The 26,848-nt window shown below is 65.9% G+C and carries 28 protein-coding genes; 12 read left to right on the plus strand and 16 right to left on the minus strand.

All coding sequences use genetic code 11. From position 1 onward, the window contains the following. The coding region (locus tag AWC27_RS32720; protein WP_169726772.1) for a PE family protein at nt 1–2,685 on the plus strand (2,685 nt) is incomplete at its 5' end. 107 nt (nt 2,686–2,792) lie between these two features. Here AWC27_RS32720 and AWC27_RS32725 read toward each other — a convergent pair. Together AWC27_RS32725 and AWC27_RS12840 are read right to left on the minus strand one after the other, a co-directional pair. Then, nucleotides 2,793–3,272 carry a hypothetical protein gene (locus AWC27_RS32725; RefSeq protein ID WP_169726773.1) on the minus strand — a complete coding sequence of 160 codons (480 nt, stop codon included), beginning with the start codon at nt 3,270–3,272 and terminating at the stop codon, nt 2,793–2,795. Continuing rightward, the gene (locus AWC27_RS12840) at nt 3,224–4,603 is read right to left on the minus strand and encodes an adenylate/guanylate cyclase domain-containing protein (RefSeq protein WP_085670829.1); all 1,380 of its coding nucleotides are present in this window, start codon (nt 4,601–4,603) and stop codon (nt 3,224–3,226) included. The genes AWC27_RS32725 and AWC27_RS12840 overlap by 49 nt, the downstream gene beginning before the upstream one ends. Nucleotides 4,604–4,648: 45 nt before the next feature. On the opposite strand from AWC27_RS12840, the gene AWC27_RS12845 reads away from it, so the two are divergent. After that, complete coding sequence (locus AWC27_RS12845; protein ID WP_085670830.1) at nt 4,649–5,950, plus strand: competence/damage-inducible protein A; 1,302 nt, start codon at nt 4,649–4,651, stop codon at nt 5,948–5,950. A gap of 1 nt (nt 5,951) precedes the next feature. Here AWC27_RS12845 and AWC27_RS12850 read toward each other — a convergent pair whose 3' ends face one another. Continuing rightward, on the minus strand, nt 5,952–7,214 hold the full coding sequence (locus AWC27_RS12850; RefSeq protein ID WP_169726774.1) for an MFS transporter: 1,263 nt from the start codon (nt 7,212–7,214) through the stop codon (nt 5,952–5,954). An 82-nt stretch (nt 7,215–7,296) separates the two neighbouring features. Between AWC27_RS12850 and AWC27_RS12855 the strand changes: the two genes are divergently transcribed. Together AWC27_RS12855 and AWC27_RS12860 are read left to right on the plus strand one after the other, a co-directional pair. Further along, on the plus strand, nt 7,297–8,364 hold the full coding sequence (locus tag AWC27_RS12855; protein ID WP_085670831.1) for an amidohydrolase family protein: 1,068 nt from the start codon (nt 7,297–7,299) through the stop codon (nt 8,362–8,364). 25 nt (nt 8,365–8,389) lie between these two features. Continuing rightward, on the plus strand, nt 8,390–8,794 hold the full coding sequence (locus AWC27_RS12860; protein WP_085670832.1) for a phage holin family protein: 405 nt from the start codon (nt 8,390–8,392) through the stop codon (nt 8,792–8,794). Here the strand turns inward: AWC27_RS12860 and AWC27_RS12865 are convergent. Then, entirely contained in the window at nt 8,791–9,573 is a 783-nt protein-coding gene (locus AWC27_RS12865) for an enoyl-CoA hydratase/isomerase family protein (protein WP_085670833.1), read from the minus strand. The two genes, AWC27_RS12860 and AWC27_RS12865, sit on opposite strands and share 4 nt — an antisense overlap. Before the next feature lie 239 nt (nt 9,574–9,812). Between AWC27_RS12865 and AWC27_RS12870 the strand changes: the two genes are divergently transcribed. Further along, nucleotides 9,813–10,241: an anti-sigma factor antagonist gene (locus tag AWC27_RS12870; protein ID WP_085670902.1), complete on the plus strand. Its 429-nt coding sequence runs from the start codon at nt 9,813–9,815 to the stop codon at nt 10,239–10,241. Between the two features lie 11 nt (nt 10,242–10,252). On the opposite strand, the gene AWC27_RS12875 is transcribed toward AWC27_RS12870, so the two are convergent. Next, on the minus strand, nt 10,253–11,215 hold the full coding sequence (locus tag AWC27_RS12875; protein ID WP_085670834.1) for an FAD-dependent oxidoreductase: 963 nt from the start codon (nt 11,213–11,215) through the stop codon (nt 10,253–10,255). An 8-nt stretch (nt 11,216–11,223) separates the two neighbouring features. After that, nucleotides 11,224–11,730, minus strand: a complete 507-nt coding sequence (locus AWC27_RS12880) for an Rv1352/Rv1906c domain-containing protein (RefSeq protein WP_085670835.1) — start codon at nt 11,728–11,730, stop codon at nt 11,224–11,226. Nucleotides 11,731–11,874: 144 nt separating this feature from the next. Between AWC27_RS12880 and AWC27_RS12885 the strand changes: the two genes are divergently transcribed. Then, complete coding sequence (locus AWC27_RS12885; RefSeq protein WP_139836973.1) at nt 11,875–12,186, plus strand: hypothetical protein; 312 nt, start codon at nt 11,875–11,877, stop codon at nt 12,184–12,186. A gap of 25 nt (nt 12,187–12,211) precedes the next feature. Here the strand turns inward: AWC27_RS12885 and AWC27_RS12890 are convergent, their stop codons facing one another. From AWC27_RS12890 to AWC27_RS12900, 3 genes are all read right to left on the minus strand, one after another. After that, a complete protein-coding gene (locus AWC27_RS12890; RefSeq protein WP_245847024.1) occupies nt 12,212–12,886 on the minus strand; it encodes a hypothetical protein in 675 nt (224 codons plus the stop codon). Nucleotides 12,887–13,360: 474 nt separating this feature from the next. Then, the gene (locus AWC27_RS12895; protein WP_085670838.1) at nt 13,361–13,990 is read right to left on the minus strand and encodes a nitroreductase family protein; all 630 of its coding nucleotides are present in this window, start codon (nt 13,988–13,990) and stop codon (nt 13,361–13,363) included. Between the two features lie 10 nt (nt 13,991–14,000). Continuing rightward, the gene (locus tag AWC27_RS12900) at nt 14,001–14,483 is read right to left on the minus strand and encodes a carboxymuconolactone decarboxylase family protein (RefSeq protein WP_085670839.1); all 483 of its coding nucleotides are present in this window, start codon (nt 14,481–14,483) and stop codon (nt 14,001–14,003) included. Between the two features lie 197 nt (nt 14,484–14,680). Here AWC27_RS12900 and AWC27_RS12905 point away from each other — a divergent pair, with 197 nt between their 5' ends. The 3 genes from AWC27_RS12905 to AWC27_RS12915 are packed head-to-tail and all read left to right on the plus strand — an operon-like array spanning nt 14,681 to nt 17,556. After that, nucleotides 14,681–15,370 (plus strand): hypothetical protein, encoded by a 690-nt coding sequence (locus AWC27_RS12905; protein ID WP_245847032.1) that lies wholly within the window; start codon nt 14,681–14,683, stop codon nt 15,368–15,370. 11 nt (nt 15,371–15,381) lie between these two features. Further along, nucleotides 15,382–16,842, plus strand: coding sequence for a class I adenylate-forming enzyme family protein (locus AWC27_RS12910; RefSeq protein ID WP_085670841.1), 1,461 nt, complete (start codon nt 15,382–15,384; stop codon nt 16,840–16,842). After that, a complete protein-coding gene (locus AWC27_RS12915; protein WP_085670842.1) occupies nt 16,843–17,556 on the plus strand; it encodes a hypothetical protein in 714 nt (237 codons plus the stop codon). It begins immediately after the preceding gene. A 7-nt stretch (nt 17,557–17,563) separates the two neighbouring features. Here AWC27_RS12915 and AWC27_RS12920 read toward each other — a convergent pair whose 3' ends face one another. Continuing rightward, nucleotides 17,564–18,523, minus strand: a complete 960-nt coding sequence (locus AWC27_RS12920; protein ID WP_085670843.1) for an NAD(P)H-dependent flavin oxidoreductase — start codon at nt 18,521–18,523, stop codon at nt 17,564–17,566. Between the two features lie 73 nt (nt 18,524–18,596). Further along, nucleotides 18,597–19,400: an alpha/beta fold hydrolase gene (locus tag AWC27_RS12925; RefSeq protein ID WP_085670844.1), complete on the minus strand. Its 804-nt coding sequence runs from the start codon at nt 19,398–19,400 to the stop codon at nt 18,597–18,599. A 113-nt stretch (nt 19,401–19,513) separates the two neighbouring features. Between AWC27_RS12925 and AWC27_RS12930 the strand changes: the two genes are divergently transcribed. Then, nucleotides 19,514–20,059 carry a TetR/AcrR family transcriptional regulator gene (locus AWC27_RS12930; protein ID WP_085670845.1) on the plus strand — a complete coding sequence of 182 codons (546 nt, stop codon included), beginning with the start codon at nt 19,514–19,516 and terminating at the stop codon, nt 20,057–20,059. Between the two features lie 145 nt (nt 20,060–20,204). Further along, the gene (locus tag AWC27_RS12935; RefSeq protein ID WP_085670846.1) at nt 20,205–21,812 is read left to right on the plus strand and encodes a PE family protein; all 1,608 of its coding nucleotides are present in this window, start codon (nt 20,205–20,207) and stop codon (nt 21,810–21,812) included. Nucleotides 21,813–21,822: 10 nt separating this feature from the next. Here AWC27_RS12935 and AWC27_RS12940 read toward each other — a convergent pair whose 3' ends face one another. After that, entirely contained in the window at nt 21,823–22,422 is a 600-nt protein-coding gene (locus AWC27_RS12940; protein WP_085670847.1) for a TetR/AcrR family transcriptional regulator, read from the minus strand. 79 nt (nt 22,423–22,501) lie between these two features. Between AWC27_RS12940 and AWC27_RS12945 the strand changes: the two genes are divergently transcribed. Beyond that, nucleotides 22,502–24,079 carry a phytoene desaturase family protein gene (locus tag AWC27_RS12945; RefSeq protein ID WP_085670848.1) on the plus strand — a complete coding sequence of 526 codons (1,578 nt, stop codon included), beginning with the start codon at nt 22,502–22,504 and terminating at the stop codon, nt 24,077–24,079. Here AWC27_RS12945 and AWC27_RS12950 read toward each other — a convergent pair. The 4 genes from AWC27_RS12950 to AWC27_RS12965 all read right to left on the minus strand — a co-directional run bounded on the left by AWC27_RS12950 (nt 24,076) and on the right by AWC27_RS12965 (nt 26,833). Beyond that, complete coding sequence (locus tag AWC27_RS12950; RefSeq protein ID WP_085670849.1) at nt 24,076–24,522, minus strand: SRPBCC family protein; 447 nt, start codon at nt 24,520–24,522, stop codon at nt 24,076–24,078. The two genes, AWC27_RS12945 and AWC27_RS12950, sit on opposite strands and share 4 nt — an antisense overlap. 53 nt (nt 24,523–24,575) lie before the next feature. Then, a complete protein-coding gene (locus AWC27_RS12955; RefSeq protein ID WP_085670850.1) occupies nt 24,576–25,580 on the minus strand; it encodes a synaptic vesicle VAT-1 family membrane protein in 1,005 nt (334 codons plus the stop codon). A gap of 53 nt (nt 25,581–25,633) precedes the next feature. Beyond that, complete coding sequence (locus tag AWC27_RS12960; RefSeq protein ID WP_085670903.1) at nt 25,634–25,960, minus strand: ArsR/SmtB family transcription factor; 327 nt, start codon at nt 25,958–25,960, stop codon at nt 25,634–25,636. 123 nt (nt 25,961–26,083) lie between these two features. Further along, nucleotides 26,084–26,833, minus strand: coding sequence for a hypothetical protein (locus AWC27_RS12965; protein ID WP_085670851.1), 750 nt, complete (start codon nt 26,831–26,833; stop codon nt 26,084–26,086). Between the last annotated feature and the right edge of the window lie 15 nt (nt 26,834–26,848).

Here is a 26,848-nt window from a genome sequence, read left to right on the forward strand (position 1 = left end):
GGTACCGCCGGGGTTGCCCATCGCGCCGGCGGCGTTGGCGGGGTCGGCGGCACCGGCGGTGTGGGCGCGACCGGCGCGATGGGGGCCACCGCCGGCGCGATGGGCAACCCCGGCGGTACCGGCGGCACCGGCGGACACGGCGGCGACGGCGGGGCGGGCGGAGCCGGCGGCAAGGGCTCGGCTTTGCTGGGCCAGGCGGGCGCCACGGGCGCCGGCGGCGCCGGTGGAGCCGGCGGCAACGCCGGTCCAGGCGGTAATGGTGGCGTTGGCGGCGCTGGCGACGCCACCCACACCGGCGGCACCGGCGGCACTGCCGGCAACCCCGGCGGCGTGGGCACCGGAGGCAACGGCAACGCCGGCGCCGCCAACGGCGCGGCGGGCACCGTGGCCACGGGCGGCACTGGCGGCGACGGCGGGGCGGGTTATGACGCCACCAGCGCCGCTCCGGGCACCAATGGCGGTGACGGCGGGACTGGCGGCAGCGGCGGTGTGTACGGCAACGGCGGAATCGGCGGAGCAGGTGGTAACGCCTCGTCCGGCGGCGGTCACGGCGGCAGAGGCGGCGACGGCGGCAGCAGCGGTTCGCAGGGCGGCACCGGCGGTAAGGGTGGCGACGGCGGCAACAGCGCCGGCAACTACAACGGCGGCACCGGCGGCGACGGCGGCGATGCAATCACCACCGGAACCGGGAACGTCACCGGCGGCAACGGTGGCCACGGCGGGCACGGCGGCACGGCGTCCGGAACCGTGGGCGGCAATGGCGGACACGGCGGCGCAGCACGCATCTTTAACGCCGCGTCTACAGCCACCGCGATCTCGGGCAGCGGCGGCGCCGGCGGCGACGGCCTCACCGGCGGGAGCGGCGGCACCGGCGGCGCCGCACAAACGGCTGGAACCGGGAATGTCAGCGCCGGTTCCGGTGGGGCGGGCGGCAACGGCAGCACTGGCGGCGGCGGAAGCGGCGGTACCGGCGGCAGCGTACAAATCGACAACGCCGCCAATCCGCATGATGCCGTCGGCGGCACCGGCGGAGACGCCGGCACCGGCGCCAACAACTTCGGCGCCGGCTACGGCGGAAACGGCGGGGAGGCGTTCATCAGCAATTCCGCCGCCACCCATAAGGCCATCGGCGGCACCGGCGGAAACGGCAGCAATGCCAGCGTCGGGAACGGCGGTATCGGCGGAGGTGGCGGTACTGCCACCAACAACGGCTCCGGAGACGCCATCGGCGGCACGCCTGGCATCGGCGGATCCGGTCCGGTGAACGCCGGGGGTGGCGGCCGGGGCGGTGACGCGTGGAACTACGGCACTGGCAATGCCATTGGCGCCGCCGGCGCCAATGGCATCGACAATCCCGGCGGCGTCGGTGGGCCCGGTGGCGGCGGCGGCGACGCGCGAATCAAGAACGCCCTCTCTACGGCCACCGCCACCTCGGGTAACGGCGGTACCGGCGGCAATGGCGCCGACGGCGGCACCGGCGGCTTCGGCGGCTTCGCCTACACCGACGGAACCGGAACTCTCAACCCAGGTACCGGCGGCAACGGCGGCATCGGTAGTACTGGCGGAGGTGGCGGTGGCGGCCAAGGCGGCGGAGTACAAATCACGAACGCCGCGAATCCGAACGATGCCATCGGCGGCGTCGGCGGGGCCGGCGGCACCGGCTTCGACAACTTCGGGTCCTCGCAACCTGGACATGGCGGTGGTGGCGGCGACGCATACATCAGTAGCGCCACTTCTATCCATAAGGCCATCGGCGGCGCCGCCGGAGTGGGCGGCAATGCCATCGGCACCAGCAGCACCGGCGGCATCGGCGGCACCGGCGGTACTGCGACCAACAACGGTGCCGGGGACGCCATCGGCGGCGCCCCGGGCGCCGGCGGCACCGGCAACGGCGATATCAACGGCGGAGGCGGGGGAACCGGCGGCCAAGGTGGGTCGGCCTGGTCCTACGGAACCGGAAACGCCATCGGCCACGCCGGTGCGGACGGCGCCGCCGGCGGCGGCGGCATCGGCGGGAACGGCGGCACCGGCGGCGATGCACGTGTCTTGAACACCAGCGCTCCGGCCACCGCAACCGCCAAAGCCGGCAACGGCGGGGCTGGCGTCGACGGCGCCCAGGGCGGTGGCTCGGGCGGGTCCGGCGGCTTTGCCCGCAACGACGGCCTTGGGGCCGCCACACCCGGCGACGGCGGCAACGGCGGCAACAGCCCCGTCACAGGCGGCTTTGGCGGCAGCGGCGGCAGCGGCGGCAGCGTGCAAATCAACAACGCCGCGAATTCGAACAACATCACCGGCGGCAAGGGCGGGTTGGCTGGCAGCGGCTACAACGACGTCGTCGTAATTCACGGGATCGGCGGTGACGGCGGTAATGCGACCATCGACGCCGGCACTGGCAACGCGACCGGCGGCAATGGAAGTAGGGGCGGCGATGCTGTCCTGTATGCCGGAGGCGGCGGGTCCGGTGGAACGGCAAAGAACTACGGATCAGGATCCGCCACCGGCGGCGATGGCGGCAATGGCGGCAACGGCGGAACCAAGGGCGGCGGCGGCGGCAACGCCGGCAGCGCGTACGCGGTGAGTTATCCGAGCGGAACCACCGCTGGGGCAATCGGTTTGGCAGGTACGGGCCTTGGTCCGCCGCCACCCACCAACGGGTCGCCCGGCAGCACCGGATCGCTACCTTGATCTGACGGCGACCTCTGACGAGACTGATCGGCCCCTTTATCCCGCAATTCGGGTAACTTGACGCGAGCTGAGGAAACCGACGGCTCGCAGGAAGGCAGACACATGACTCATAGCCAGACTCCACCGGTGACAACCGCGTGACCGGCGAGGAGCCCACCGGCGGCGCGCCCGGCCAGCCGGGACAACCCGGAGAGCCGGGACAACCCGGAGAGCCGGGACAACCCGGGCAGCCGGGGCAGCCCGGCGGCCAAGGCGGCGCCGGCGGCCGTGGCGGCGCGGGTGGTGCCGGCGGACGAGGCGGCCGAGGCGGGGCCGGCGGACAAGGCGGCCAGGGTGGTGCCGGGGGACCCGGCGGCCCAGGCGGTAGAGGCGGCGACGGCGGCCCGGGCGGTCAAGGCGGAGCACCCGGGCAGGGCGGTCAACCCGGCGCGGGTGGTGCAGGAGGCCCAGGCGGGGCTGCCGGAGCTGACGGAACTCCCGGACAGCCCGGGGCACCCGGCCAGCCCGGACAGCCCGGCCAACCAGGCGGTCCGGGCCGTTAGGACCTGACCGCCGCCCGCGATCGCTCGAGCGCAAACAGCCGCCACTGGCCCGGCACGCCTTTGAGCTCGTATTCGCCACGCTCGGCGAAGCTGCGCCTTGAACCGGTGACGATGTCGCGCACGGTCGACGACACGAGAACCTCACCGGATCTCGCCAGGGCGCAGACCCGGGCACCGATGTGTACCGCCATGCCTGCGATGTCGGCACCGCGCACCTCGACCTCGCCCGCGTGAATGCCAACGCGCACTTCGATGCCAAGCACACGAATCGCGTCCACGATGTCGTCGGCGAACGCAATTGCTGCGCTCGGGCTGGTAAATGTCGCCACGAAACCGTCGCCGATGGTGTTCACTTCGCGGCCACCGAATCGCTGAATCTCTTGGCGGACCAGCGTGTCATGGTGGTCGAGCAGGTCCCGCCAGCGCTCGTCGCCCAGCGCCGCGGCGCGCTCGGTCGACCCGACGATGTCGGTGAAAACGATTGTGGTGAGCACCCTTTCGGCATCGGCGCTACCGCGGACGCCGGTGATGAATTCCTCGATCTCATCGAGCATCGGCCCGGCATCACCCACCCAGTACAGCGAATCCGCACCCGCGAGCCCGACATAGCGTGACCCGGCGATGTGCTGGGCAAGGAAGCGACCGTGGTCGACCGGGATGAACCTGCACTCTTCGCGATGCAATACCAACGTCGGCGCGGCGATGCGCGCAAGGGTGTCGCGAGCGTCGCTATCGGTCACTACCCTGCTCAGGGCACGGGCCATGCTCGGCGACGCCGCGCGGTTGCCGGCATGATCCCACCACTCCCGGAACGCATCGTCGCGAGCGACGCTCGGAGCGATGATGCGCAGCACATCGAAACCCTGTTCGATTGCGTCCGGCTCGATCGCCACCGTCGTGAACGGATCGGCCGCGCTCGTCTGCGCGCCGATCGGATAGTCGGGCGCCCACAACACCCGCGCCGTGCCATTGATGAACACCAGGCTGCGTACCCGTTCGGGATACTCGGCAGCAAGAACCAGTGCGCCCATCGCCAGGTAGCCCGTCGCAAGGATGGCCGCCCGCTCGCTGCCCACCGCATCCATCACCGCGATGACGTCCTCGGCCCAGAACTTCGGCCCCATCATCTCCAGCGACGGAACGCGTGACGACAAGCCGATTCCGCGCAGATCGAAACGAATTACCCGGCTGAACGAGGCCAGCCGCCGCTGGAATCGGAACAGCGACGGTTCGGAGTCGATGCAGTCGATCGGAATCGACGGTCCCGGCAGCACCACCACATCAAGCGGGCCTTCGCCGAGCACCTGGTATGCGATGTCGAGTCCGGATTCAGGGTCGCCGCATTTCGCGTAGCGAGTACGTGGAGCCTGCGCCACGGCCTCAGGCTAGTGCATGCCCACCCCTTGGTTAGGCTCAGCACGATGAGCGCACGTGCCGGCATCGTCGTCACCGGAACCGAAGTGCTGACCGGACGCGTCCAAGACCGCAACGGCCCCTGGCTCGCCGATCGGCTCCTGGAACTGGGAGTCGAGCTGGCACACATCACCATCTGTGGCGACCGCCCGGCCGACATCGAAGCGCAGCTGCGATTCATGGCGGACCAGGGCGTGGACTTGATCATCACCAGCGGCGGTCTGGGACCCACCGCCGACGACATGACGGTCGAAGTGGTGGCGCGCTTCTGCGGACGGGAACTGGTGCTCGACGACGCACTCGAGAACCGGATCGCCGACATCCTCAAGAGCCTGATGGCGCGCAATCCCGCGTTCCAAAGCGGATTGGATCCGGAAAACTTCGAATCGATTCGCGCAGCCAACCGCAAGCAGGCGATGATTCCGGCCGGGTCGCAGGTGATCGATCCGGTGGGCACCGCGCCCGGCCTGGTGGTGCCCGGAAATCCCGGGAACCCCGCGAAACCCACCGTGATGGTGCTTCCGGGGCCGCCACGCGAGCTTCAACCGATGTGGCGCAGGGCAATTGCGACACCCGCCGCCCAGGAATCGGTTGCCGGCCGCACGACCTACCGCCAGGAGACCATCCGCATGTTCGGGCTCCCCGAGTCCGGACTCGCCGAAACATTGCGTGGCGCAGAGACTTCCATCCCGGGCTTCGACTCGCTGGAGATCACCACGTGCCTGCGGCGCGGCGAAGTCGAAATGGTGACGCGCTACGAGCCCGGTGCCGCAGACGTCTACACAGAGCTGACCCGCCTGCTGCGAAACCGCCACGGCGACAAGATCTTCTCCGAAGACGGCTCGCAGGTGGACGATTTGGTTGCCCGACACTTGGCCGGCCGCCGGATCGCGACCGCGGAATCCTGTACCGCGGGGCTGCTGGCGGCCCGGCTCACCGACCGTCCCGGATCTTCGGACTACGTGATGGGCGGTGTGGTCAGCTACGCCAACGACGCGAAGATTCAACTCCTGGGGGTAGACCCGGCGCTGATCGAAACCCACGGAGCGGTTTCCGAACCGGTCGCCCAGGCGATGGCAGCCGGCGCACTGCAACGCTTCGGCGCTGACACCTCCGTCGCGATCACCGGGATCGCCGGGCCCGGCGGCGGGACGGACGAAAAGCCAGTGGGTACAGTCTGTTTCACCGTGCTACTGGCCGACGGCCGGTCCGTTACCCGCACACTGCGGCTCCCGGGAAACCGGTCAGATATCCGCGAGCGTTCCACGACCGTGGCTATGCACTTGCTGCTGCGCACGCTGAGCGGCTAGATCACTTCACTTCCACTGGGAGAAAAGCGGTTTCGGCGGTACCGAACCGGATTCCAGTGGCGTCCTTGCCGATCAGGGTCAGGAACGTAACCATCGTCAGCACCGGCACGATGGTGGCGGCCAAAGCGAAAGGGTAGCCGTGCGATTCGGCAAGTTGTTCCTGAATCGGCAGATTGAACGCGGCCAGCAGATTGCCCAGCTGGTAGGTCACCCCTGGGTAGAGGCCGCGGATGGCATCCGGCGACATCTCGGTCAGGTGCGCCGGAATGACACCCCAGGCGCCCTGCACGCAGACCTGCATGAGAAACGCGCCCAGGCACAACATCGCGGCGGAGCGCGAATAGGCGAACAGCGGCACGATCGGCAGTGCCAGTACCGCGCAGAAAACGACGGTGTAGCGGCGGCTGAATCGTTGGGACAGGGTGCCGAAGCATAGCCCGCCGATGATGGCGCCGATGTTGTAGACCACCACGATCCACTTGACCGTCACGCTGGACAGGCCCGCGCCATGGTTGGCTGTCGCGCCGAGGAAGGTGGGGTAGACGTCCTGGGTTCCGTGGCTCATCCAGTTGAATGCGGTCATCAACAGCACCAGGTAGAAGAAGCGGCGGATGATGGAACCTTCGCGCAGCACATCCCGAACCTTGGTGCTGGTCAGCCGCATCCGGTCCTGGGCGGCCTCCCAAACTTCGGATTCCTTGACGCGGTACCTGATTATCAGGCTGACCAGCGCCGGGATGATGGACAGACCGAACAGCCACCGCCAGGACAGATCCAGAATGTCCATCACGACCAGCGAAGCCAGGCTTGCCAATAGGTAGCCGAAGGAATAACCCTCCTGCAACAGCCCGGAGAAGAAGCCGCGCCGCTCGACGGGAACCTTCTCCATGGCCAGCGCGGCGCCCAGTCCCCACTCACCGCCCATGCCGATGCCGTACAGCAGCCGCAGGATCACCAGCACGGTGAAATTCGGGGCGAACGCACACAGAAAGCCGACGATGGAATAGAACAACACGTCCACCATCAGCGGCAGCCTGCGGCCGACACGGTCGGCCCACAGCCCGAACAACAGCGCACCCACCGGGCGCATGAAGAGCGTGGCCGTCGTGACGAATGCGACTTCGGCTTTGCTGCGGTGAAAGCTGTGCGCGATGTCGGCGTAGACCAGCACGACGATGAAGTAATCAAAAGCGTCCATCGTCCAGCCCAGGAGCGCAGCTATGAACGAGTTTCGCTGATCGCCCGTGATCCGTTGCGTTGCCACGTCAGCATCGTGCAGTACCCGCCGCGATCGCGCGACCCCAGAGCCCCGCGCACGAGTAATTACGCGAGTAAGTTCGGCGGATATGCGGATCATCGATGCCGATGGCCATGTCGCCGAAAACTCGTCGCTGACGATCGAAGCGATCAAGCGCTGGCCGGACCACATAAAGCCCAGCACCGATCGGCGGCTACGGCTGCAGATCGAAGGCCGCAATTACCCCGAAGACCAGGGCCCGGGCGCGGGTTGCCCACCAGAGCACGGAATCACCAAGGCGCCCGGCGTCAACTGCTCGACCGCGCAAGGCGTGGTGGGCGACGCCGACCGCGACCACATCGACACCATGGTGTTGTATCCCAGTCTGGGCCTTTGCATTCCGTCCCTGGAAGACCCCGGGTTCGCGGCCGGGTTCGCCCGGCTCTACAACCAGTGGATCGCCGACTACTGCGCGACCACCAACGGCCGGCTGCGCGGGGTCGCCGTGACGCCCGTCGAGCATGGACAGGTTGCCATCGACATCATGGCCGAAGCCAAGGACCTCGGACTGGTCGCGACCCTGGTTCCGCCGGCGCTCAAAACCCGCAACCTCGACCATCCCGACCTTGACCCGTTCTACGCCGTCGCCGCCGAACTCGGAATGCCGCTGGGCATCCACGGCGCCCCGGGCATTCATCTGCCCAAGATCGGCGTGGACCGCTTCACCAACTACATCCAAGTGCACTGCATCAGCTTCCCGTTCGACCAGATGACGGCGATGACGGCGCTGGTTTCCGGTGGTGTCTTCGAACGTCATCCTCAGCTGCGAGTGGCCTTTCTCGAGGCGGGGGCGGGCTGGGTCCCGTTCTTCATGGATCGCCTGCACGAGCATTACGAAAAGCGCGGCGACTGGATCGAGCGCGGCTGGCGCCGCGATCCGCAGGAGTATCTGCGGGCCGGCAACATCTGGGTGACCTGTGAGCCGGAGGAGCCAATCCTGCCCGGCGTGATCGACGTGCTCGGCGCCGACTTCATCATGTTCGCCAGTGACTACCCGCACTGGGATGGCGAGTGGCCGGAAAGCACGAAGCATCTGCGCACCCGCACCGATATCAGCGAAGAAGCGCGGGAGAAGATCGCCGGGCTCAACGCGCAGCGCTTCTATGGCCTGAACTAGGTCAAGTCATGGCAGGATCGGCGGCATGGGCCCCTTTCTGCTGCGCGCGGCGCTGACCGGGTTCGCACTGTGGGTGGTCACTCAACTGGTATCGGGGATTCGATTCGTGGGCGGCGAAACGACGCTTCAGCGGATCGGCATCATCTTCGTCGTCGCGGTGATCTTCGGGTTGGTCAACGCGATCATCAAACCCATCGTGCAGTTCCTGTCGATCCCGCTCTACATCCTGACTCTTGGCCTGGTCCACATCGTGATCAACGCATTCATGTTGTGGATCACGGCGCGTATCACCGAGGACACCACGCATTGGGGTCTGCAGATCGATCACTTTTGGTGGACCGCGATCTGGGCCGCGATCCTGCTGTCAATCGTCAGTTGGCTACTGTCACTGCTCACTCGCCGCGCCACCCGCAATCGGTCCAGGAATTAGCGCGCCTGCCACCGCGGCGGTCGTTTCTCTGCGAACGCCTGCGGCCCTTCTTTGGCGTCCTCGGTTTCGAAGATCCGGTCGCTGTGCCGGGTCTCGTTGAGATATGCGGACTCCAGGTCGAGCGAGAGCCCTTCGACCGCCGACTGCTTGGTCGCAAAGACCGCGAGCGGCGCGTTGGCCGCAATCCGTTCGGCGTAGTCGTAGGCGACGTCCATCAGCCGGTCGGCCTCGACCACCCGATTGACCAAACCCATCTCCAGAGCCCGCCGGGCATCGACCATATCGGCGGTCAGCAGCAGCTCCATGGCAAGTGCATAGGGGATCTGGCGCGGCAACCGCACGGTACTCCCGCCGCCGGCGAACAAACCGCGTTTCGGCTCCGTGACCCCGAATCGTGCCTGCGGCACGGCAATTCGAATATCTGTGGAGCCCAGCATCTCCAAACCCCCTGCGACGCATACGCCATTCACGGCCGCGACGATTGGCTTGTAGACCGGGAACCTATGCAGCACGGCGTGGATAGCGTCGGTCTTGTTCCACCCTTGAGGGCGGGGGAGAGCCCCAGTCAGTTCGGGAATGAACTTTTTGAGGTCGGCTCCGGTACAGAAATCCCGGCCGGTGCCGGTGACGACGGCAACCCAGGCGGCGGGGTCGTCGCGAAACTCGGCCCAGGCTTGGGCCAACTCCTGAAAATGCTGCATGTCCAGCGAGTTTCGCGCCTCTGGACGGTTGATCGTGATGGTGACGATGTGACCGCGCAACGTGTAGTCAATACTCACCGGATATCTGATCGTTTCACTGTCCGCTGCCGCCGGCTAAATCAAAATTAGATACCGCGAATTTTTCGTTTACGACATCCTAGGTTGTCAGGCCTGTTACACATATGCTTACTAAAGACTGCTACTAATGCCGTCAAGACAGCCCCTGTCTTTCGGTATGACGACGATAACCTCTAACGCCTTGCGACGTAACCACGATGCCCTCAACCACCGGACACGACGACGGGAATCTGCAAAACATGAACACTGTCGCGCTCGGATCATTATCCGGTCCTTCCAGCACGCGGCTGAGTTCGCAACTTAGTGACCCGCATAGCGGTTTGCGCGCAGTCACCGAGTGCACCGGCTCGGCGGTCGTGGTCCATGTCGGCGGTGACATTGACGCCAGCAACGAGGCGGTCTGGCAACGTTTGGTGAGCCGAAGCTCCGCCATCGCGATTGCTCCCGGCCCGTATGTGATCGACATTCGCGAGCTCGACTTCATGGGATCGTGCGCCTACGCCGTACTGGCTCAGGAGTCGGTGCGCTGTCGCCGTCGCGGCGTGAGCCTGCGTCTGGTCAGTTCGCAGCCCATCGTGGCCCGCACCATCGCCGCGTGCGGCCTGCGCCGGCTGCTGCCCATGTATTCCTCGGTGGAGGCCGCGCTGGTGCCGCCGAGCGGCAGCTGACGCGAGCGGCTCTACACCTCGCTGCTGACCAGTCGCGCCACCTCGCGTGCGCATCCCCACGACAGGGTCACGCCGTCGCCGCCATGGCCGTAATTGTGGATGTAGCGCACCGCTCCTACACGCTCGACCTCCAGCCGCACCGACGGCCGCTCCGGACGCAGGCCGGTAATCGTTTCGATCACCGACGCTTCGGCAAGCCGCGGTTCGATCCGGCGGCAGTCCCGCAGAATCCGGTCAGTGACGTCGGGGTCGGGGGTGGTGTCCCATCTGTCCAGGATGCTGATGCCCCCGCACACCACTCGCTGCGGGTGGGGGAAGTAGCAGATCCACTCCGAGCCGCCGGTGAGTTCCATGAATAGTCGCTTCAGGCCCGGATTGGTAAGGATGACGTGCTGGCCGAACCGCGGCCGCAAGGTGTCGTCGCCAACGAGTTCTCGAGCGCCCAGGCCGGCACAGTTGACCACTATCGTTGCCGCGTCGGCGGCCTCGGCCAGCGATCGCACCGGGTGCAATTCGATTGCACAACCGGCCGCGGCCAGCCGGCCGGTCAGATACTCGAGGTAATGAGGCATGTCGATCATCGGCATGGTGGCGTGAAATCCGGCGCTGAAATCCCCGGGGATGTCCGCCACGTCCGCCGGCCGCAAGTCGGGAATCAATTCCACTCCTGGTGGCATTTCGCCGTCCGGAGGAACATCGGTGACGCTGAGCGCTGCTGCCAGCTGCACGCCGCTGCTGGGATCGGCGGCCAGCTCGCGGAATTCGCGCAGCGATTGTTCGGTCCAGGCCAGCGTGCTGGCGGCTGGTTCGATGGCCCGGGGTCCCCAGACCGCACCCGCCACCGCCGAGGTGGTCTGCTGGGGCAGCGCAGCGGTCCACACCCGCACCGGCCAGCCGGCTTCAGCCAAACACAGCGCCGACGTCAAACCGCTGACGCCGGCGCCGACGACAATGACTTCTGGATTGTCTGGCAAGACCGGCTTCAGGGCTGGGGTACTTGCTGTCCGACTTGACCGAGCAATCCGTTGAGGATGCCGAGATTGGCTTGCAGCTGGGCCCCGGCGGCCGGGCCGGGCAAGTCAGCGGGCGCGTTGCCGTCGGGCGGCGGGCCGGCCTGCCAAGGCTGGCAGCCGCTGGTCTTGAACGCTTTGTCGCCCGGATCGATCTGTACGGTTTGCGGCTTCTTGCTGATCGCATTGTCGATCAGGGTGCCGTCGGGAGCCACCCGCTTCCAATAGCAGGTTCCTTTGCCGACGGGGCCCGCGGTGCTATATGTGCCGGGCGCGATTTCGCTGCCCACCGCATACGTGCCGTCGTGGTCGATGGTCGTCTTGGGTGCCGGCCCGGGCGCGGTCGTCGGTGCCGGTCCCGGAGCCGGCCCTGTCGTCGGATCGGCACCGGCAATGCCGGCCGACGCGGCCCAGCCCACCACGACCAGCGCCGCGACCGCGCACCGTGCTGCAGGGGGTGCTGTTGCCAGGAAGCGCATGACTCAGCAGTTTACTCGGCTTTGCTGCCCGCCGGTCTGGACATGATGCCCACCTCGATCAGCTGCCAGCGGATAACTTGCCATCGTTTCCGCTGAGGCGGGATGGGTACTCCAATCCAAAACGCGGGGCCGAAGGAGGCCGTAATGCTGTGGCTTGGTGCGGTGCTCATCGTCGTCAGCGTGGCATCGTTTCTGATCGGATTTGTACTCTTCGCAAACGCCGTGGGGGTAGCGCCGCAACGCCGTGCGCACGGGGATCCGACCGGCCTCAGGCGGGCCGCCGATCGGGTGGAATGGTCAGACGTATTCCGCCGCATCCCAAGTAGTTACGGCGTCATGCTCGACGACGGCGCAAATCGCAGCGAACGTCTGGCGGCCGCTGGCTCGCTGTTCGTACTCATCGCGATCTTGGCAGCGGTGATCGCGGTTTTGGCGTTCTTAGCCGCCTTGATCTGAGCCGGATAACGCGCCCGCCGATCGTTCAGCGCCCCAGGCGCAGCCGCACCTGACGGTACAAGCCGCCGGCAATCGTCGCCACGTTGAGCGGTATCCAAATCAGCAGCGCCTCGCCCTCGGCAAACCTCGGGTTGAGTTGCACGCAGAATCGAGCATCTGCGTCGTCGACAAGTCGCATCAGCCGCGACGCGTCGCGCGGGACGGCGTCGGAATGTACGACCCACGGGCTGTCACCGACCGGAGCGTAGCGCCGCCGTTCACCGATGGCGCGCACCAACGCCTCGATGTCAGCCGGCGTTTGCCGGAAGCGGTTCGGGTACACCCGCGGCATCGTCTTGGCGAACAGTTGGTAGGCCGCCGGTGATGATGTGCGACTCAGATATCCCAGCGCCGTGCGGGGCCGGCGCAGCTTGAATCGAATAGCCTCACGCAACCCGAAAAGCATGCCCGCTACACCGCCGTGATAGCCGGGCCGGAAAAAGCCGCCCGCGGAAAACGCCGCTACGGGTTTACGTCCGTGCTCGACACTTTGGATCGCGATGTAGGCGAATCCGGCGAACTCTCCGAGCTCGCCGTAGTAGAGCGTGAGACTGAGATCCCCGGCACTCAGGAGGTGTTTTTCGAATTCTTCTCGCGTGTGGCCCCGCATCGTCTCGCTGTAAACGGCGTAAAGCCGGTCGAATAGGGCTTTGCGCCGCACGGGCGTCAGCGACTCGGATCGGAGGCGTTCGGTCTTGACAATGCTCCGGTCACCGACGACCCGGGAAGACAGCTTCGGCCGAGCAGCGTGTCGAATCGGGCGTGCGGGGCGTGTGGTCGTAATGACGGCTCCTCGAGATGAGTGAGACGGCCTACTAAACGGTGTGTGTGCATAGCGATCTTCGCATCAGATCCAAGCCGCTGCAGCACCGAATTCCGAAGCGCAAGTTTCTATTCTTTATTGGGACGTTTAAACGCCTTATCAAATTCCGCTTCAAACTATTCAAGTTATTTGCCAGAAAACCCGTCTACCGAGGTCTCATAGCAGGTGAGGCGGAGCGGGTGTTAGCCAGGCCGCACACTAGGGACCAGCGATTGCGCCGCGGCACCGCAACTAGGGCCACCACTCGAAGATTTTACCGGCGGGTCGTCAAGAATGGTCTTGACAGTGCGTATTTTTGGTGCACTCCGCGCTTCAGCCGGATTCCCAGCTATTCCAGAACGTGATCGTCTCCGCCGGCGGCCGTTGAGCGGGCTGGAAGTTCGTACCGACGGTATAGGCGACCGGAAAAAGCGCCGCTTGGGTGACGGTGGGCGGAATGCCGAGGATCTCGCCCACCTCGCGCTCCTTGGCCAGGTGCATCGTCGTCCAAACCGAGCCCAAGCCGCGCGATCTCAGGGCGAGCAGGAAGCTCCAGCCGGCTGGAATGATCGACGCCCACGCCGACGCCGACACAACCAGATCGCTTTTATCGAAGCGACGGTTCAGACAGGGAATGACATGCACCGGGACTTGGGCCAACGTCTCGGTCAGACCCAATGCGCTGCTGTACACGCGGCGGGTTTGCGGATCGGCGGCGGCCTCGACCGCATCGGGCAGATACCTATCGCCGATGCCGCGGTAGATGTCGGCGATCGCGGCGCGTTTCTCGGGATCGGTGATCACCAGCCAGCGCCAGTCCTGTGCGTTGCTGGCCGTAGGTGCTTGCATGGCCAGCCGGATGCAATCCAGGATCACGTCGCGGCCCACCGGCCGGGTCAGATCGAGGCGTTTGCGAACCGAGCGTGTAGTGGTGAGCAGTTCGTCAACCGAAGCGATGTCCACTCGTCCTCGTTCAGATATCTATCGCGCACGACTGATCGACACCAAGCACTGCCAGTGTCCGTCCAAGACCGAGAAACACAGCAACGCAAAGCGTGAGATCCAGAATTTCCGCATCGGAGAACAGGTCTCGCAGCCGTCCGATGAACGAATCATCAATGGAGGCATGGTCATTGGCAAAACGCTCGGCGTACTCAATCGCCAGCCGCTGGCGCGGCTGGTATCCGGGGTAGGTGGCGTATTCGGCGACGTGGTCGTAGAGCTCGGGGGCCACCCCGACGTCGAGCACCGAAGGGGCGCGAAATCCCGAGCACGCCGCACAGTCGTTGATCTGCGCGATCCGCATCCTGGCCAGCTCACGTTCGTCAGCGGGCAGGATGCTTTGCTGGTATGCGCCGCGAATCATCCGCTCGACCATGCCACCGAGCTCAGGACGCAATGTCCAAATCATCGCGGCTTCTCCGCCTGGACCGTCCGGCACGTCAAGCTTGCTCATCAGCCAACTCCTGCCCGGTGACCGCGTCACCGCTTTGAGGAAACCAGATTCTCCCAGCCAAGGCCAACGCTTCCAGCGCGATTCATTGCTCATCTATGTACCCGGGGTTGGGGCTCGCCAAGCTGGCGGGGTAGCGTCCCTTCCGCGACGGCGCTCGTCGGGGAGCGCTGCACGTAGGAGGTCTCGGCGTGCTGTTCATGCACGAGGTACACAAGGTCCGCGGCCGCGCCGAAGACGAATTCGAGGCCGCATTTCGCGAGGGCTGGATGCCGATGCTGGCCGCCGGCGACGATGCCCGATTGCTGTGGTACGCCGATCACGCGCAGGGCAGTGGTCCCGCCTACACCGTCGTGACCGTGACTGCCATTACCGACGGAGCGGCGTGGGAACGTCTTGCGCTGCGGGTGCAAAAGGGCGATCTGCAGAAATGGATACGCAAAGTCGACGAGTTCCGCCACGAAGTCGAAGCCAAGCTCTTGGTCCCACTGGCGTGGTCACCACTGCAGCAGGTGTCATTCGACGAGGTGCCCGTCGATGGACGAGAGCACGAGCTGAGCCTGTATATGGAAGACACCATGTGGCCCTACCAGGACAAGTTCGAGGAGTACATCGACCGCTGCGGCGAGGTGTACGCCAGAAGTCTGGAGCGGCCGGCGTCAATGCTGAGAATGCAGGCGGCATTCCAGCCCGCGCTCGGCAGCCACCTGCGCCGTGAAGTCACGCTGATGCAGCGCATTCACCGGCCCGAGGCGCTGCTCGAACTACTCCGGACCCACATCGCACCGGAATACCGCGCGCCGGGCACCTGGCTGCACGACGCCCTCGACCTGCGTGACCAGTGGACCAGCCGGCTGCTCCGCACCTCGGCGTGGTCGCCACTGTTTTAGGGGGCTTGGGCATGAACACGGGAACGATCATCGACGCAGCCGCGGCTGGCGATCCGGCCCGGACCGCGCTCATCGTCGATGGACGCCGCATCAACTACGGCGACCTTGGCGCAGCGGTTCGGCAGTGCGCCGCCGGGTTGACCGCCCGCGGGGTGGTCGCCGGCGATCGCGTCGCCGTCGTCGACGTCGGAAGTCTGCTCTCGATCGCGGCGGTGCTGGGCGCGGCGCGCATCGGGGCCGCGGCGGCGCTGATGAATCCGGCGCTGACGCCGGCCGAGCTGAGGGTGCTGCTCGACAACGCCGGGTGCGTTCAGGTGGCAGTTGCCGCAGCCATGTATGCGGACAAGGTCCGCGAAGCCGGAGTCAGCACGGTGTTGACGGGCAGCGACCTGGCTGGCAATCAGGCCGGGGCGGCCGTCTCAGTCGCCGAAGACGTCGACGAGCGCGACGCGCTGGTCCTGTTCACCAGTGGGACCACCGGGCTCCCCAAGGCGGTCGCGATCACCGGTCGGCAACTCGATCTGCGGATCAGGAGGATGTCGGCGCCTTTCCGGGCGGACACGCCGCCAGCGGTAGCGATGATGTGTGTCCCCTTCTTCCACGTCGGCGGCTCCCTCGGCCTGCTCGGCGGCCTGTATTCGGGAAACACCTCGGTGGTGCAGACGCGGTTCGATGCCGGTGACTGGCTACGTCTAGTCGCGCAGCATCGGGTGGCCGCCACCTTCTTGGTGCCGACGATGCTGCAACGGATCCTCGATCACCCCGACTTCGCCGGCACGGATCTGACGTCGCTGATCGCCATCGCCTACGGGGCTGCCGCCGCACCAATCCCGTTGGTACGCAGGGCAATGGACGCCCTTCCGCACGTCGCGTTCGCCAACGTGTTCGGTCAAACCGAGACGCTCGGCGCATACACCACGTTGCTGCCCGACGACCATCACGACCCGGCCCGGATGGGATCCGTCGGCCGTCCGTTGCCCGGGGTCGAGGTGCGGGTCGTCGATCCCGACACCGGCACCGACGTCGAGCCTGGGACGGTCGGCGAACTTTGGGTGAGCACCGCCCAAAACGTCACCCAAGGTTGGCTGCCCACCGGTGACCTGGCCCGCCAGGATGCCGACGGCTACATCTATCCCAGCGGGCGGCTGAAGGACACCATCAACCGCGGGGGAGAGAAGTTCGGCCCGATCGAGGTGGAGGACGCCCTGCGTTCCCATCCCGCGGTGAGCGATGTGGCGGTGGCCGGCATCGCCGACGAGGAGATGGGCCAGCGGGTCGGGGCCGCGGTGGTGGCCAGCGCGCCGGTGACGCTGGAAGAGTTGCGATCGCACTGTCGTGAGTTGATCGCCTATTTCAAGCTGCCCGAACGGCTCGCGGTGCTCGATCACATTCCGTACAGCGCCACCGGCAAAGTCAACCGCCGTGACCTAGCCGCATTGATCGCCCAGGACGCGGTGAACCGAGGAGTTTGAGTGCTGTTCCTTCACGAGACCCATCAGGTGGTCGGCGAGCGCCAGGACGAGTTCGAGGCCGCCTACCGCGAGGGCTGGATGCCCGCCTTGGCCAATGAGGACACTGCTCGGCTGCTCTGGTACACAAACCACGCTCACGGGTCGGGGGCCTCCTACAACGTCGTCACGATCACCGCTATCGCCGACGGCGCGGCGTGGGAAAACCTGATGCGTCGCACACAGTGCGGAGACCTGCGCCAGTGGATGCGCGAGCTGGACAACTTGCGTCACGAGGCGACGGGCAAGCTCCTGCTGCCAGTCGGCTGGTCACCGTTGCAAACCGTGGACCTGGCCGCGGTACCCGTGGATGGTACGACGCACCCGCTGAGCATGTTCATGGAAGACACCGGCTGGCCACACGCACCGCTGGACGACTACATCCGCTCGTGGGACGAGATCTACTACCGCCCTTTGGCAAAGGCCCCCGACCGGATGCGAATACTAGATATCCAGGCTTGTTTCCAGGTTGCGCACGGCAGCTACCGACGTCGAGAAGCCGTGCTATGGCAGAAGATTGACGACTCCAACAACTATGCGGCACTCGTGCACCTGCTGACCAACGACATCGCGCCCCAACACCGCGGACCCGGCAGCTACATGTATGAGGCCCTGAAATACCGCGATCAGTGGCAGAGCCGGCTGCTGCGAACCTCCGCCTGGTCGCCCCTGTATTGAGCGCGACTCAACGGTTCAGGATTTCACTGGCGGTGCGAACCATCTCGTCCACAATGTCGGCGGCAGAACGAACGTCGTGAATCAGTCCAATCGCCTCACCAACCAGCACAGTAACTACATCGAAGTCTTCTGCGGCCGTTGCCTTCTCGAATAAGTCCAGCGTCTCGGGCAAGCGCGCCAGCAGCTCAGCCTCGTTGCCATGCCACTGCCGAATCAACGAGTTGCTAACCAGGCGCACATCGAACGAGGGAGGCCAATCCCGCTGCCGCACAACGTCATACACACGGGTACGGATGGTGTCGTCGCCGCCGGCCCCGATGGCCCGCCGCCAGGCTCGCGGCGACACCAACGCCTCGGTGGAGGCCCACAACCGGGTGCCCACCAACGCGCCGTCGGCCCCGAGCGCCAGCGCGGCGGCCAGTCCGCGACCGTCGGCGACGCCGCCGGCGGCCACCACGAGGGTATCCGGGCCATCCGCGGCAACAAGGTCGACGATTTCGGGAACCAGCGTGAACGTTGAGCGAGAGCTCATTCCGTGCCCGCCCGCCTCACCACCCTGCGCGACGATGATCTCGGCGCCGGATTGCAAAGCATGACGCGCCTGATCCACCGTCTGCACCTGAGCGATGAGCGGAACGCCGGCTTGGCGAATGCGGTCGGCGAACGTCCGCAGCTCACCGAAGGACAGCATGATCGCCGCCGGATGCTGGGCTACCACGGTGTCGAGCAACTCGGGGCTACGCGCGAGGCTCCACGTGATGAATCCGTATCCCACTCTCGCGCCGTGGGTTTCGCCGATCTGGGTATGCAGCCACTCGGCCTCGCCATAGCCTCCTCCAATGAGGCCGAGGCCGCCTGCGGCCGTGACGGCCGCGGCCAGCCGGCCCCCGGAAACCTGCGCCATCGGTGCGAGCAGGATCGGGTGCTGGATCCCGAAGAACTCGGTGAGACGGGTTTTCAGCGTCATTCTCATGCTCCCCGATCCGATTGTGAAATGCCTGCTGTTATAGCGTATCTGCGCGCCGGGCCGGCCATGGCGGTCAACGCCGCTGACTGACCGCTTCCAGGAAGGGCTCGGCTACGGCGAGAAATCCGCCGGGATCCGACGAGAACACCACATGGCCGGTGTCCAGGATTTCCAGCCGGGAGCCGCGCAGTGCGTCATGGGTCGCGCGGCCCGCACTCAGCGGTATCGCGATGTCCTTCTTGCCCCAAACGATGAGGGTGGGCACCGACAGCTCGGCGGCACGAGCACGCAAGTCGTGTTCAGGAGCCGCGAAGCTACGCCACAGCGCTGCACCGGTCCGCGCGCCTTGGGCCGTTTTCGCCGTGGCGATGGCACGCCTGGTGATCTCACGGTCGCTGTCGTTCCTGGCCTTCATGTAACCGCGCACGAATAGGGGAGCGCAGGCCCGGAATACAGCCGGTGACCCCATCACCCGACAAAAGCTGCGAGACATGACGTTCCACCGGACAAACCCGCCCGAATTGACCAGCACCAGACCGGGGACGAACTCGGGCCGGTTGATCGCCAGCCGCGCAGCGGCGAACCCACCCACGGAATTTCCAACCAGCACAGCCCGCGATAGGCCCAGCCCGTCGACCACATCTTCGAGCACGTCGGCAAACAGTGGCGCGCCGGGCTCCAAAGCGGCATCGACCGGATCTGATTCGCCGTGGCCCGGCCAATCCACTGCGATGGTGCGGTAGCGGCGAGACAGCGTCTCGATGACCGGATCGAAGTCGTGCCGATCGTGCAGCGTCGCATGCAGCAGTAAAACCGTTGGCCCACTGCCTGATTCGCGATACGCGACGACCCCTGATCTGGTTCGGACAGTGGCCATGGCGGCTCCTCCCAAATTTGACCGACTGGTCGGTCATCCCGTACGGTACAACCGGACGGAAGCCATGACAAGTAGGGGCAAGTAGGGATTGACGCGATGACGCCAAGGCAGCGATGAGATCGCCTGAGCCCGGGCGCAATGCGTTGCTCGACGCGGGGCGGCGCCTGTTGGGCGGCGCCGACTTGGCCCGCATCTCGGTCAACGCGATAGTTGCCGAAGCCGGCATGGCCAAAGGCAGCTTTTACCAGCATTGGCCCAGCCGGGCCGAGTACCTTCGTGCCCTGCACGGCCGATTTCACGACCAGCTCGGTCAATCGATGGCCGCGGCAGTGGCCGACCTACCGCCTGGACGGGATCGGCTGGCCGCGGGGATGAACGCGTACCTCGACGGGTGCCTGGCCGAGCCGTCCACCAAAGCTCTGCTGGTGCAATCGCGCACCGAGGCCGGGCTCAGCGATTTGGTCGCCGCTCGCAACCAAAGTTCGGCCACGCTACTGCTGCCCGACCTAATGGCGCTCGGATGGGCAGCGCCGGAAGCGATTGCCGTGCTACTCGTTGCGGCGATCGCCGAAATCGCGCTGATCGAACTCGCCGCCGGACAACGCGACGATGAATTGCGGCGTGGACTGGTGCAACTCGCCACCCACACGCCGAATTGATCAGCGGCAAGCAGAGCGTGTTCGCCCAAACACCAGACGCGTTGGCCGATTGCTCCTAGGCTGGGTACGCCGGCTGTGCGATGGCAGGCTTCGCCCGTCCGTCGGCTTCCTAGCGAACACCCGTAGTCGTCGGAAGGATGCGCCGATGACATACGTGACCGCAATGCCGCAGCTGATGGCTGCGGCGGCCCAGGATGTCGCGGGAATTCAAGCGGCGATCGGCGCAGCCAACGCTGCCGCGGCGGACACGATCACCGGCGTGGCGGCCGCGGCCGCCGACGAGGTCTCCGCGGCCGCCGCGGCGCTGTTCCGTTCGTACGCGGGGGAGTATCAGGCGGTCGTCGCGCAGGCCACCGCGTTTCACGATGCGTTCACAGGTGCGCTGGCCGCCGCCGGCAGCGCCTATGCGACCACCGAAGCGGCCAACGCGGCCAAGGTGTCAACTGCACTGAGTGCAATGGCCGCGCGGGCAGCCGACGCCAAAGACGTCACTTTGGCCATGGGCGGCAGTGGCAATCCCACCCCGCCGCGCACTTATGTAGACGCCGTCGTGTCGAAATATGTCACCCCCAACTTCCCTGCTTTCACAGTCGCCAACGCTCGCGCCCTGTTCACCCCCGAGGGTTTCTATCCGCTGACCGGCATCAAGGACCTGACGCCAGATGTGTCAGTAGCGCGCGGTGTCACGATTCTGACCGACGCGATTCGTGAGCAACTCGACGCGGGGAACCACGTTGCCGTGTTGGGCTTCTCGCAGAGCTCCGTCATCTCCTCGCTGGTCATGCAGGGACTCGACCCCAGCGGCACGCCCAGTTCGCTACCGATTTCATTCGTGCTGCTCGGCGACCCGATGAACCCCAACGGCGGCATCCTCGAACGCTTCGCCGGCCTGACCTTCCCGAGTCTGGGCCAGACTTTCTACGGCGCCACGCCGGCCAACTCCTTCCCGACCAAGATCTACACCATCGAATACGACGGCTTCGCCGATTTCCCGCGCTATCCGATCAATCTGCTAGCCGACCTCAACGCGATGGCGGGTATCTATTACGTGCACGGCACCTATGCCGATCTGACCCCCGAACAGATCGCCACCGCCATCCCGCTGCACACCGAGGGACCCACTCTGACCACCTATTACATGATTCCCAATCCGCATCTGCCACTGGTTCAACCGCTGCGCGCGGTTCCGTTCGTGGGAAATCCGCTCGCCGACTTGATCGAACCTGATTTACGGGTGCTGGTGAACATCGGCTTCGGCGACCCGGCTTTCGGGTATTCGACGTCGGCGGCCAACGTACCAACCCCGTTCGGCATCTTCCCGCCACTCGACGCCGGCGCTGTGCTGGGCGGTCTGGCGGCCGGAACCCAGCAGGGCATAACCGCTTTCGTCAACGACATCAGCGCAACCACCTTCCCGCCGGTGCCCGATCTGTCGTCAATCACATTCCCGCCCCCGCCGCCTCCGGTCGGTCTGGTCGACACCCTGGCGAAGGTGGCCTCGACCGCGTACTCGACCCTGCTGCCAACGGCAGACATCGCGACGACGCTCGTCATCTCGCTGCCCGTCTACGACCTCAACCTGTTCGTGGAAGCACTCTCGCAAGTGGCAAGCGGTGATCCGCTCGGCCTCATCAGTGCGATCGCCAATCCAATCGCGGCCAACACCGGACTGCTGGCGTTCGGAGCGGGCATCGAGGTGTTCGTCCTGGTGAATGCTGCGCAATCGATTATCGACCAGCTGACGAGCCTCTGACGCTGCCGGGTCAAACCAGCGGCGACAAACCTGACCGCACCAAGTCCAGGCTGGCGGCCACCATCTCACCGAGATCACCCGAGCAGCCCTGACGGCCCCAATTCTCAACTGCCACAACAAGAGCCGCCGCCAGCGCTGAGCCTGCTACCGCAGCGCACAACTCGAGGTTGGGCACACGGGCATTACGGTCGCGGATGAACTCGGTCAGCACCTGAGCAAACGATGACTGCACCACCCGCAGATGGCCGGCGATCCGGTCCGCACCGATCAGCTCGGCTCTGGCCGTCGCGGCCTGACGCACCACTTCGAGGTCGTGCGGAAAGGCCGCGACACCGGCCAAGATGGCATCGAAAAGCGACTCCGATGCCGGACGCTGGGCAAGGGCCTCGGCCAGCCATGCCAGTTGCGTCTCGTAGTCCTGGAACAGCACCGCCTCTTTGGTGGGGAAGTGGCGGAAGAAGGTGCGTTCGGTGACGCCGGCCTCGCGGGCCAGCTCGGTCACGGTGACGTTGGCAAATCCCTTGCGGGCAAAGCTCTTCAGGGCAGCCCGACGAAGCGCCTCGTGGGTCGATTGGCGGCGTAGTTGGTGACGGTTGGTCGGCGCGCTCATGTCACGCTGATGGTAGCCCAACGGAATTAGTCAGTACTGACATCTTCCACTCATGTCAGTACTGACATAACCTTGTCGCGTGACGAGCAACAAGCCCGACTATGACGCCATCGTGGTGGGCGCCGGACACAACGGCCTGACCGCCGCGGCCGTCTTACAGCGAGCGGGTATGCACACGCTGTGCTTGGAGGCCAACACCTATGCCGGGGGCATGGCGGCAACGGTGGAATTGATCGACGGTTTCCGATACGAGATCGCGGGTTCGGTGCAGTTCCCCACCGCCGCCGAGATCACCAAGGACCTGGGCCTGGACACGCTGCCCACGGTGGAGCCCGAGGTGATGTCGACCAACATCGGCGAACACGGCGAAGAACCGATGATCTTCTACCGCGACCCGATCCAACTGATGACGCACCTGAACCAAAAGCATGGTCTCGAGGCCGTCATCGGTATGGCCGAGCTGATCAACTGGAGCCAGGGTCCCGCAAAGGCGTTGGGCCGCTTCGAGGTTCGCAAACCGCCGAAAACCCTCGACGAAATGTATTCTTGCGCCGCCGACGACGCCGAACGCCGGGCGATCCACGAAATGCTGTTCGGTTCGGCCATGGACGTGATCGACCGCCATCTACCCGATAAGAACAAACACGCGGTGATGCGCGGCATGCTCGCGTTCTTGGCCGTCAACTCGACCTACCGCGGACCTTACACACCCGGCAGCGCTACCTGTCTGGCCTTCGCGCTGGCGGTACCCGACGACAGCACGGCGATGATGACCAAGCTCAAAGGCGGCATCGGCGCACTTACCGAGCACCTGCGCGAGCTCTTCGTCTCACACGGCGGCGAGATCCGATTCCGTAGCAGGGTCGAGCAGATTCTCGTCGAACACGGCGCGGTCAGCGGTGTCCGGCTGCGGGGCGGCTCGACCATCACCGCGCCCATTGTGGTGTCCAACCTGGCACCTGACGTCACGCTCAAAGAGCTCATCGCGCCGGAAAATGTTCCAGCACAACTGGTCTCGAGAGTATCCGGACGAGATCACCGCGCTTCGTTCGTGCAGATGCACTTCGCTCTGGACGGACTGCCCGAATTCGCCCCACCTTATGAGTTCCTCAACGAAGCCGGCATGCGGCAGTCAGTCGGCATTTTCGGTTCGCCGGAAGAGCAGCAGCTGCAATGGGAAACCTGTCGTCGGGGGTTGATTCCGGACAACCCGTCGCTGGGGCTGCAAATCCCCTCCGTGCACGACCCAAGCCTGGCCCCACCCGGTAAACATGCCGCGAGCGCCTATGCCTACGCCTTCCCCGTCGAGGTCAGCCGCGACCAGCATGGGCACCTCAAAAACGAAATGGCACAACGTGTTATCGATAAAATCAGCCGCTTCGCCCCCAACTTCAAGGACCTGGTGATCCGGCACATCACGTTTGCGCCCTACCACATGCAGACCATGTTCGCCGCGCCCGCCGGCGACTTCTGCCACGGCCTGCTGCACCCGGATCTGATGGGGCCCAACCGCCCAGGCCCCAAAGGTTTCCTCGACTTCCCGATTCCGATCGACGGCCTGTACCTCGGCGGCGCCGGCTGCCACGGCGGCCCTGGCATCACGTTCACACCCGGCTATAACGCCGCCTATCAGGCACTCGACGACACGGCCCGCTAGCCGGTTGCCTTCTTGACGTGTAACACCCGCTTGCGCAGGCCGTCGGTGGCCGTCTGCATCAGACCCTTGGCGCCCTTCTTGATCAGGAAGCCCGGGACCGGCGCACCCAGCTCGACGGTGAGCTCGAAGTGCACGCGGGTGGCGTCGCCCTCGGGAGTGAGGGTGTACCGGGCGTCCTGCGCCCGTTGCTGTTTGGCGCTGACCAGTGTCCAACTCACTCCGTCGTCGTGCACCGAGTAATCCAGCACCTGCTCATCGCTGACCCCCACGATCTTGACCACCTGCCGAGATTTGCGCGGGTGGCCCTGGTCGTCACGTTCGAGGATTTCGATCTTGCGGTGAGCTGAAGACCACTCGGGCAGCGATTCGAGGTCGAACAGCACATCCATGATCTCGTCGGGCGTCGCCTCGATGACGACCTCTCTGGACTCGGTGACAGCCATCCCCAAGGCATAGCCGCAGCCGCACGCGTTAAACCAGGAGCCGGCCGATCGGCCTACGGCACCAGCACGACCTTGCCGATGTTCTCGCGCGCCGCCAGAATTCGGTGCGCTTCCGGCGCCTCGGCGAAGGGCACGGCCGCATGAACGATCGGCGACAACGTCCCCGCATTGAGCGCCTCGGCCAGCGGTGTAATCCAGGGCTCGAGGGTGCCGCGGTCGTCCCACAACCGCAGCATGTTCAGACCGATGACAGTCTTGGACTCCGAAAGCTGGTCGATCAGGTTGAACCCGCGCAGCATCGCCAGCGCGTGCGGTGCCGCATGCCGCAGCGAACGCTTCTCACCCTGCTGCATGTTCGAAATCCCGTATCCGACCAGCCTTCCGCCCGGGCGCAGCAGATTGTAGGACCGCCGTAGCGACGTACCGCCCAGCGCGTCGAGCACGATGTCGTAGGGTTCCAGCCCCTTCCACCAGCCGTCGCGGCGGTAGTCGATCGCGCGATCCACGCCCAACTCAGCCAGCTTCTGGTGCTTGCCGGGCGATGCAGTGCCGTGCACCTGGGCACCGGCGGCCTTGGCGAACTGGATGGCCGCGATTCCCACGCCACCGGCGGCCGCGTGAATCAGCACTCGCTCGCCCGCGCGCAGCGAACCGTAACCATGCAGCCCCGCCCACGCTGTCGCGTAGTTGACCGGGACCGCGGCTCCCTGTTCAAAGCTCAGCGCCTCGGGAAGCACCACCGAATCGTTGGCGGCCACATTGACGATTTCGGCGTAGCCGCCGAACCTGGTGCCGGCCAGAACGCGTTCGCCCACACGTGCCGGATCGACTCCGTCGCCGACGGCCTCAACGGTCCCAGCGACCTCGTAGCCGACGACCGCCGGCAGCTTGGGCGCGTCGGGATACAGGCCAACCCGGGCAAGATGGTCAGCAAAGTTCACCCCGGCGGCGCGAACTGCGATTCGCAACTGGCCGGCGCCCGGTGGTGGCGGGTCGGGCCGCTGCTGCACCTGCAGGACGGATGGGTCGCCGTGCTTGGTGATAACGACTGCGCGCATTTGTTCCTCCGGTCACTGAGTGCAATTGACTGCGTTGGCCATTCGTGTCTCGCTCATGGCAGCTCCTCGGTCGCCTCGGCGAGTGCGGCCAGCCGCGCGCGCCAGAACTTCTCGAACGGGTGCAGCCAACGACCGAGCTCGGCCAGCGGCTCTGCGGTCAGCCGGTAGATACGTCGACGGCCCTGCGGCTGGTCGGCGACCAGCCCGGCTTCGCGTAGCACCTTGAGGTGCTCGGCGACGGCGGGACGGCTGAGCGCGAACCGCTCGCTGAGCTCCCCGGCGGATAGGGGCTGCCGGCTGAGGATTTCGAGTAGCTGGCGCCGCACGGGGTTCGCCAGCGCCGCGAACACGCGGTCGCAGATTCCGTCGCACGTCGCCACGCCGGGCACTGTATGTCGGAAAATCCCGACATGTCAACTTTTTCCGACGCAACGCTGGCGCGCGAGCTGCTGCCGGCGAGTCCAAATTCCTTGCTAAACAAGGAATTCCGCTGAACCAGGACGTCAGTTACCGGCGAACCAAGCCGTGACAACTGTGCGTGTTTGCGGGGGCGGCAGGTGCGGGTTCCCGGCGCCCAGCGATCCCACTTTGACCGTCCACAGAGCCTGGGAGCGATCGATCGCCGCTGCACCGCCGTCCGGTCTGACCGGCATGAGGACGGCCGGCGTTTCATTCGGACAGCCGTACGCGGCAACCAAGCCGTCGTCGCGTCCGCCCCAGGCGCCGCCGTTGCGCAGCCGGCATTGCGTGCCGTCATCGAGAAGCAAAGCGAACGGTGCCGGTGTCGGCGGTGGCAGCACATGCGGAAGCGGATCGGCGGACGCCACTTGGCGTAGCCCCTTGTCCCAGGGATCGGTGAGGCACCACAGAGTTCCCGGCGTCGACGGCCCGCCCGGCCAACACACGTCAGCGCCGGCGGCGTTAGGCGCGCAGTAGTAGATGTCGTCGGCCACCGCCGCCGGCGACGCGGTGCAGCCGAAGACATCGCTGACCCGTCCAGGATCCTGGCTCGGGTCGTGTGAGGGCGGCAACTGCCTAAACCCGTTGATCGCCTGCCCGTTGGCATCGACGGGCACGACCGTAATGACCTGGGTGCCCTTGGGTATGGCCGGTGAGGTGAAGTGCGGCGGCGCGACCTCGGGCTGGCCGATCAAGCGGTAATGCAGCAGTGCCCATGTCGTGGCCGCGACGGCGAGGACCGCAACGAAGCCGACGGCGACAACACCGGCCCAACGCGATGATCTCGACGTCATTGACCGAATCGTACT

It is taken from the genome of Mycobacterium szulgai, from assembly GCF_002116635.1.
Lineage (GTDB): Bacteria > Actinomycetota > Actinomycetes > Mycobacteriales > Mycobacteriaceae > Mycobacterium > Mycobacterium szulgai.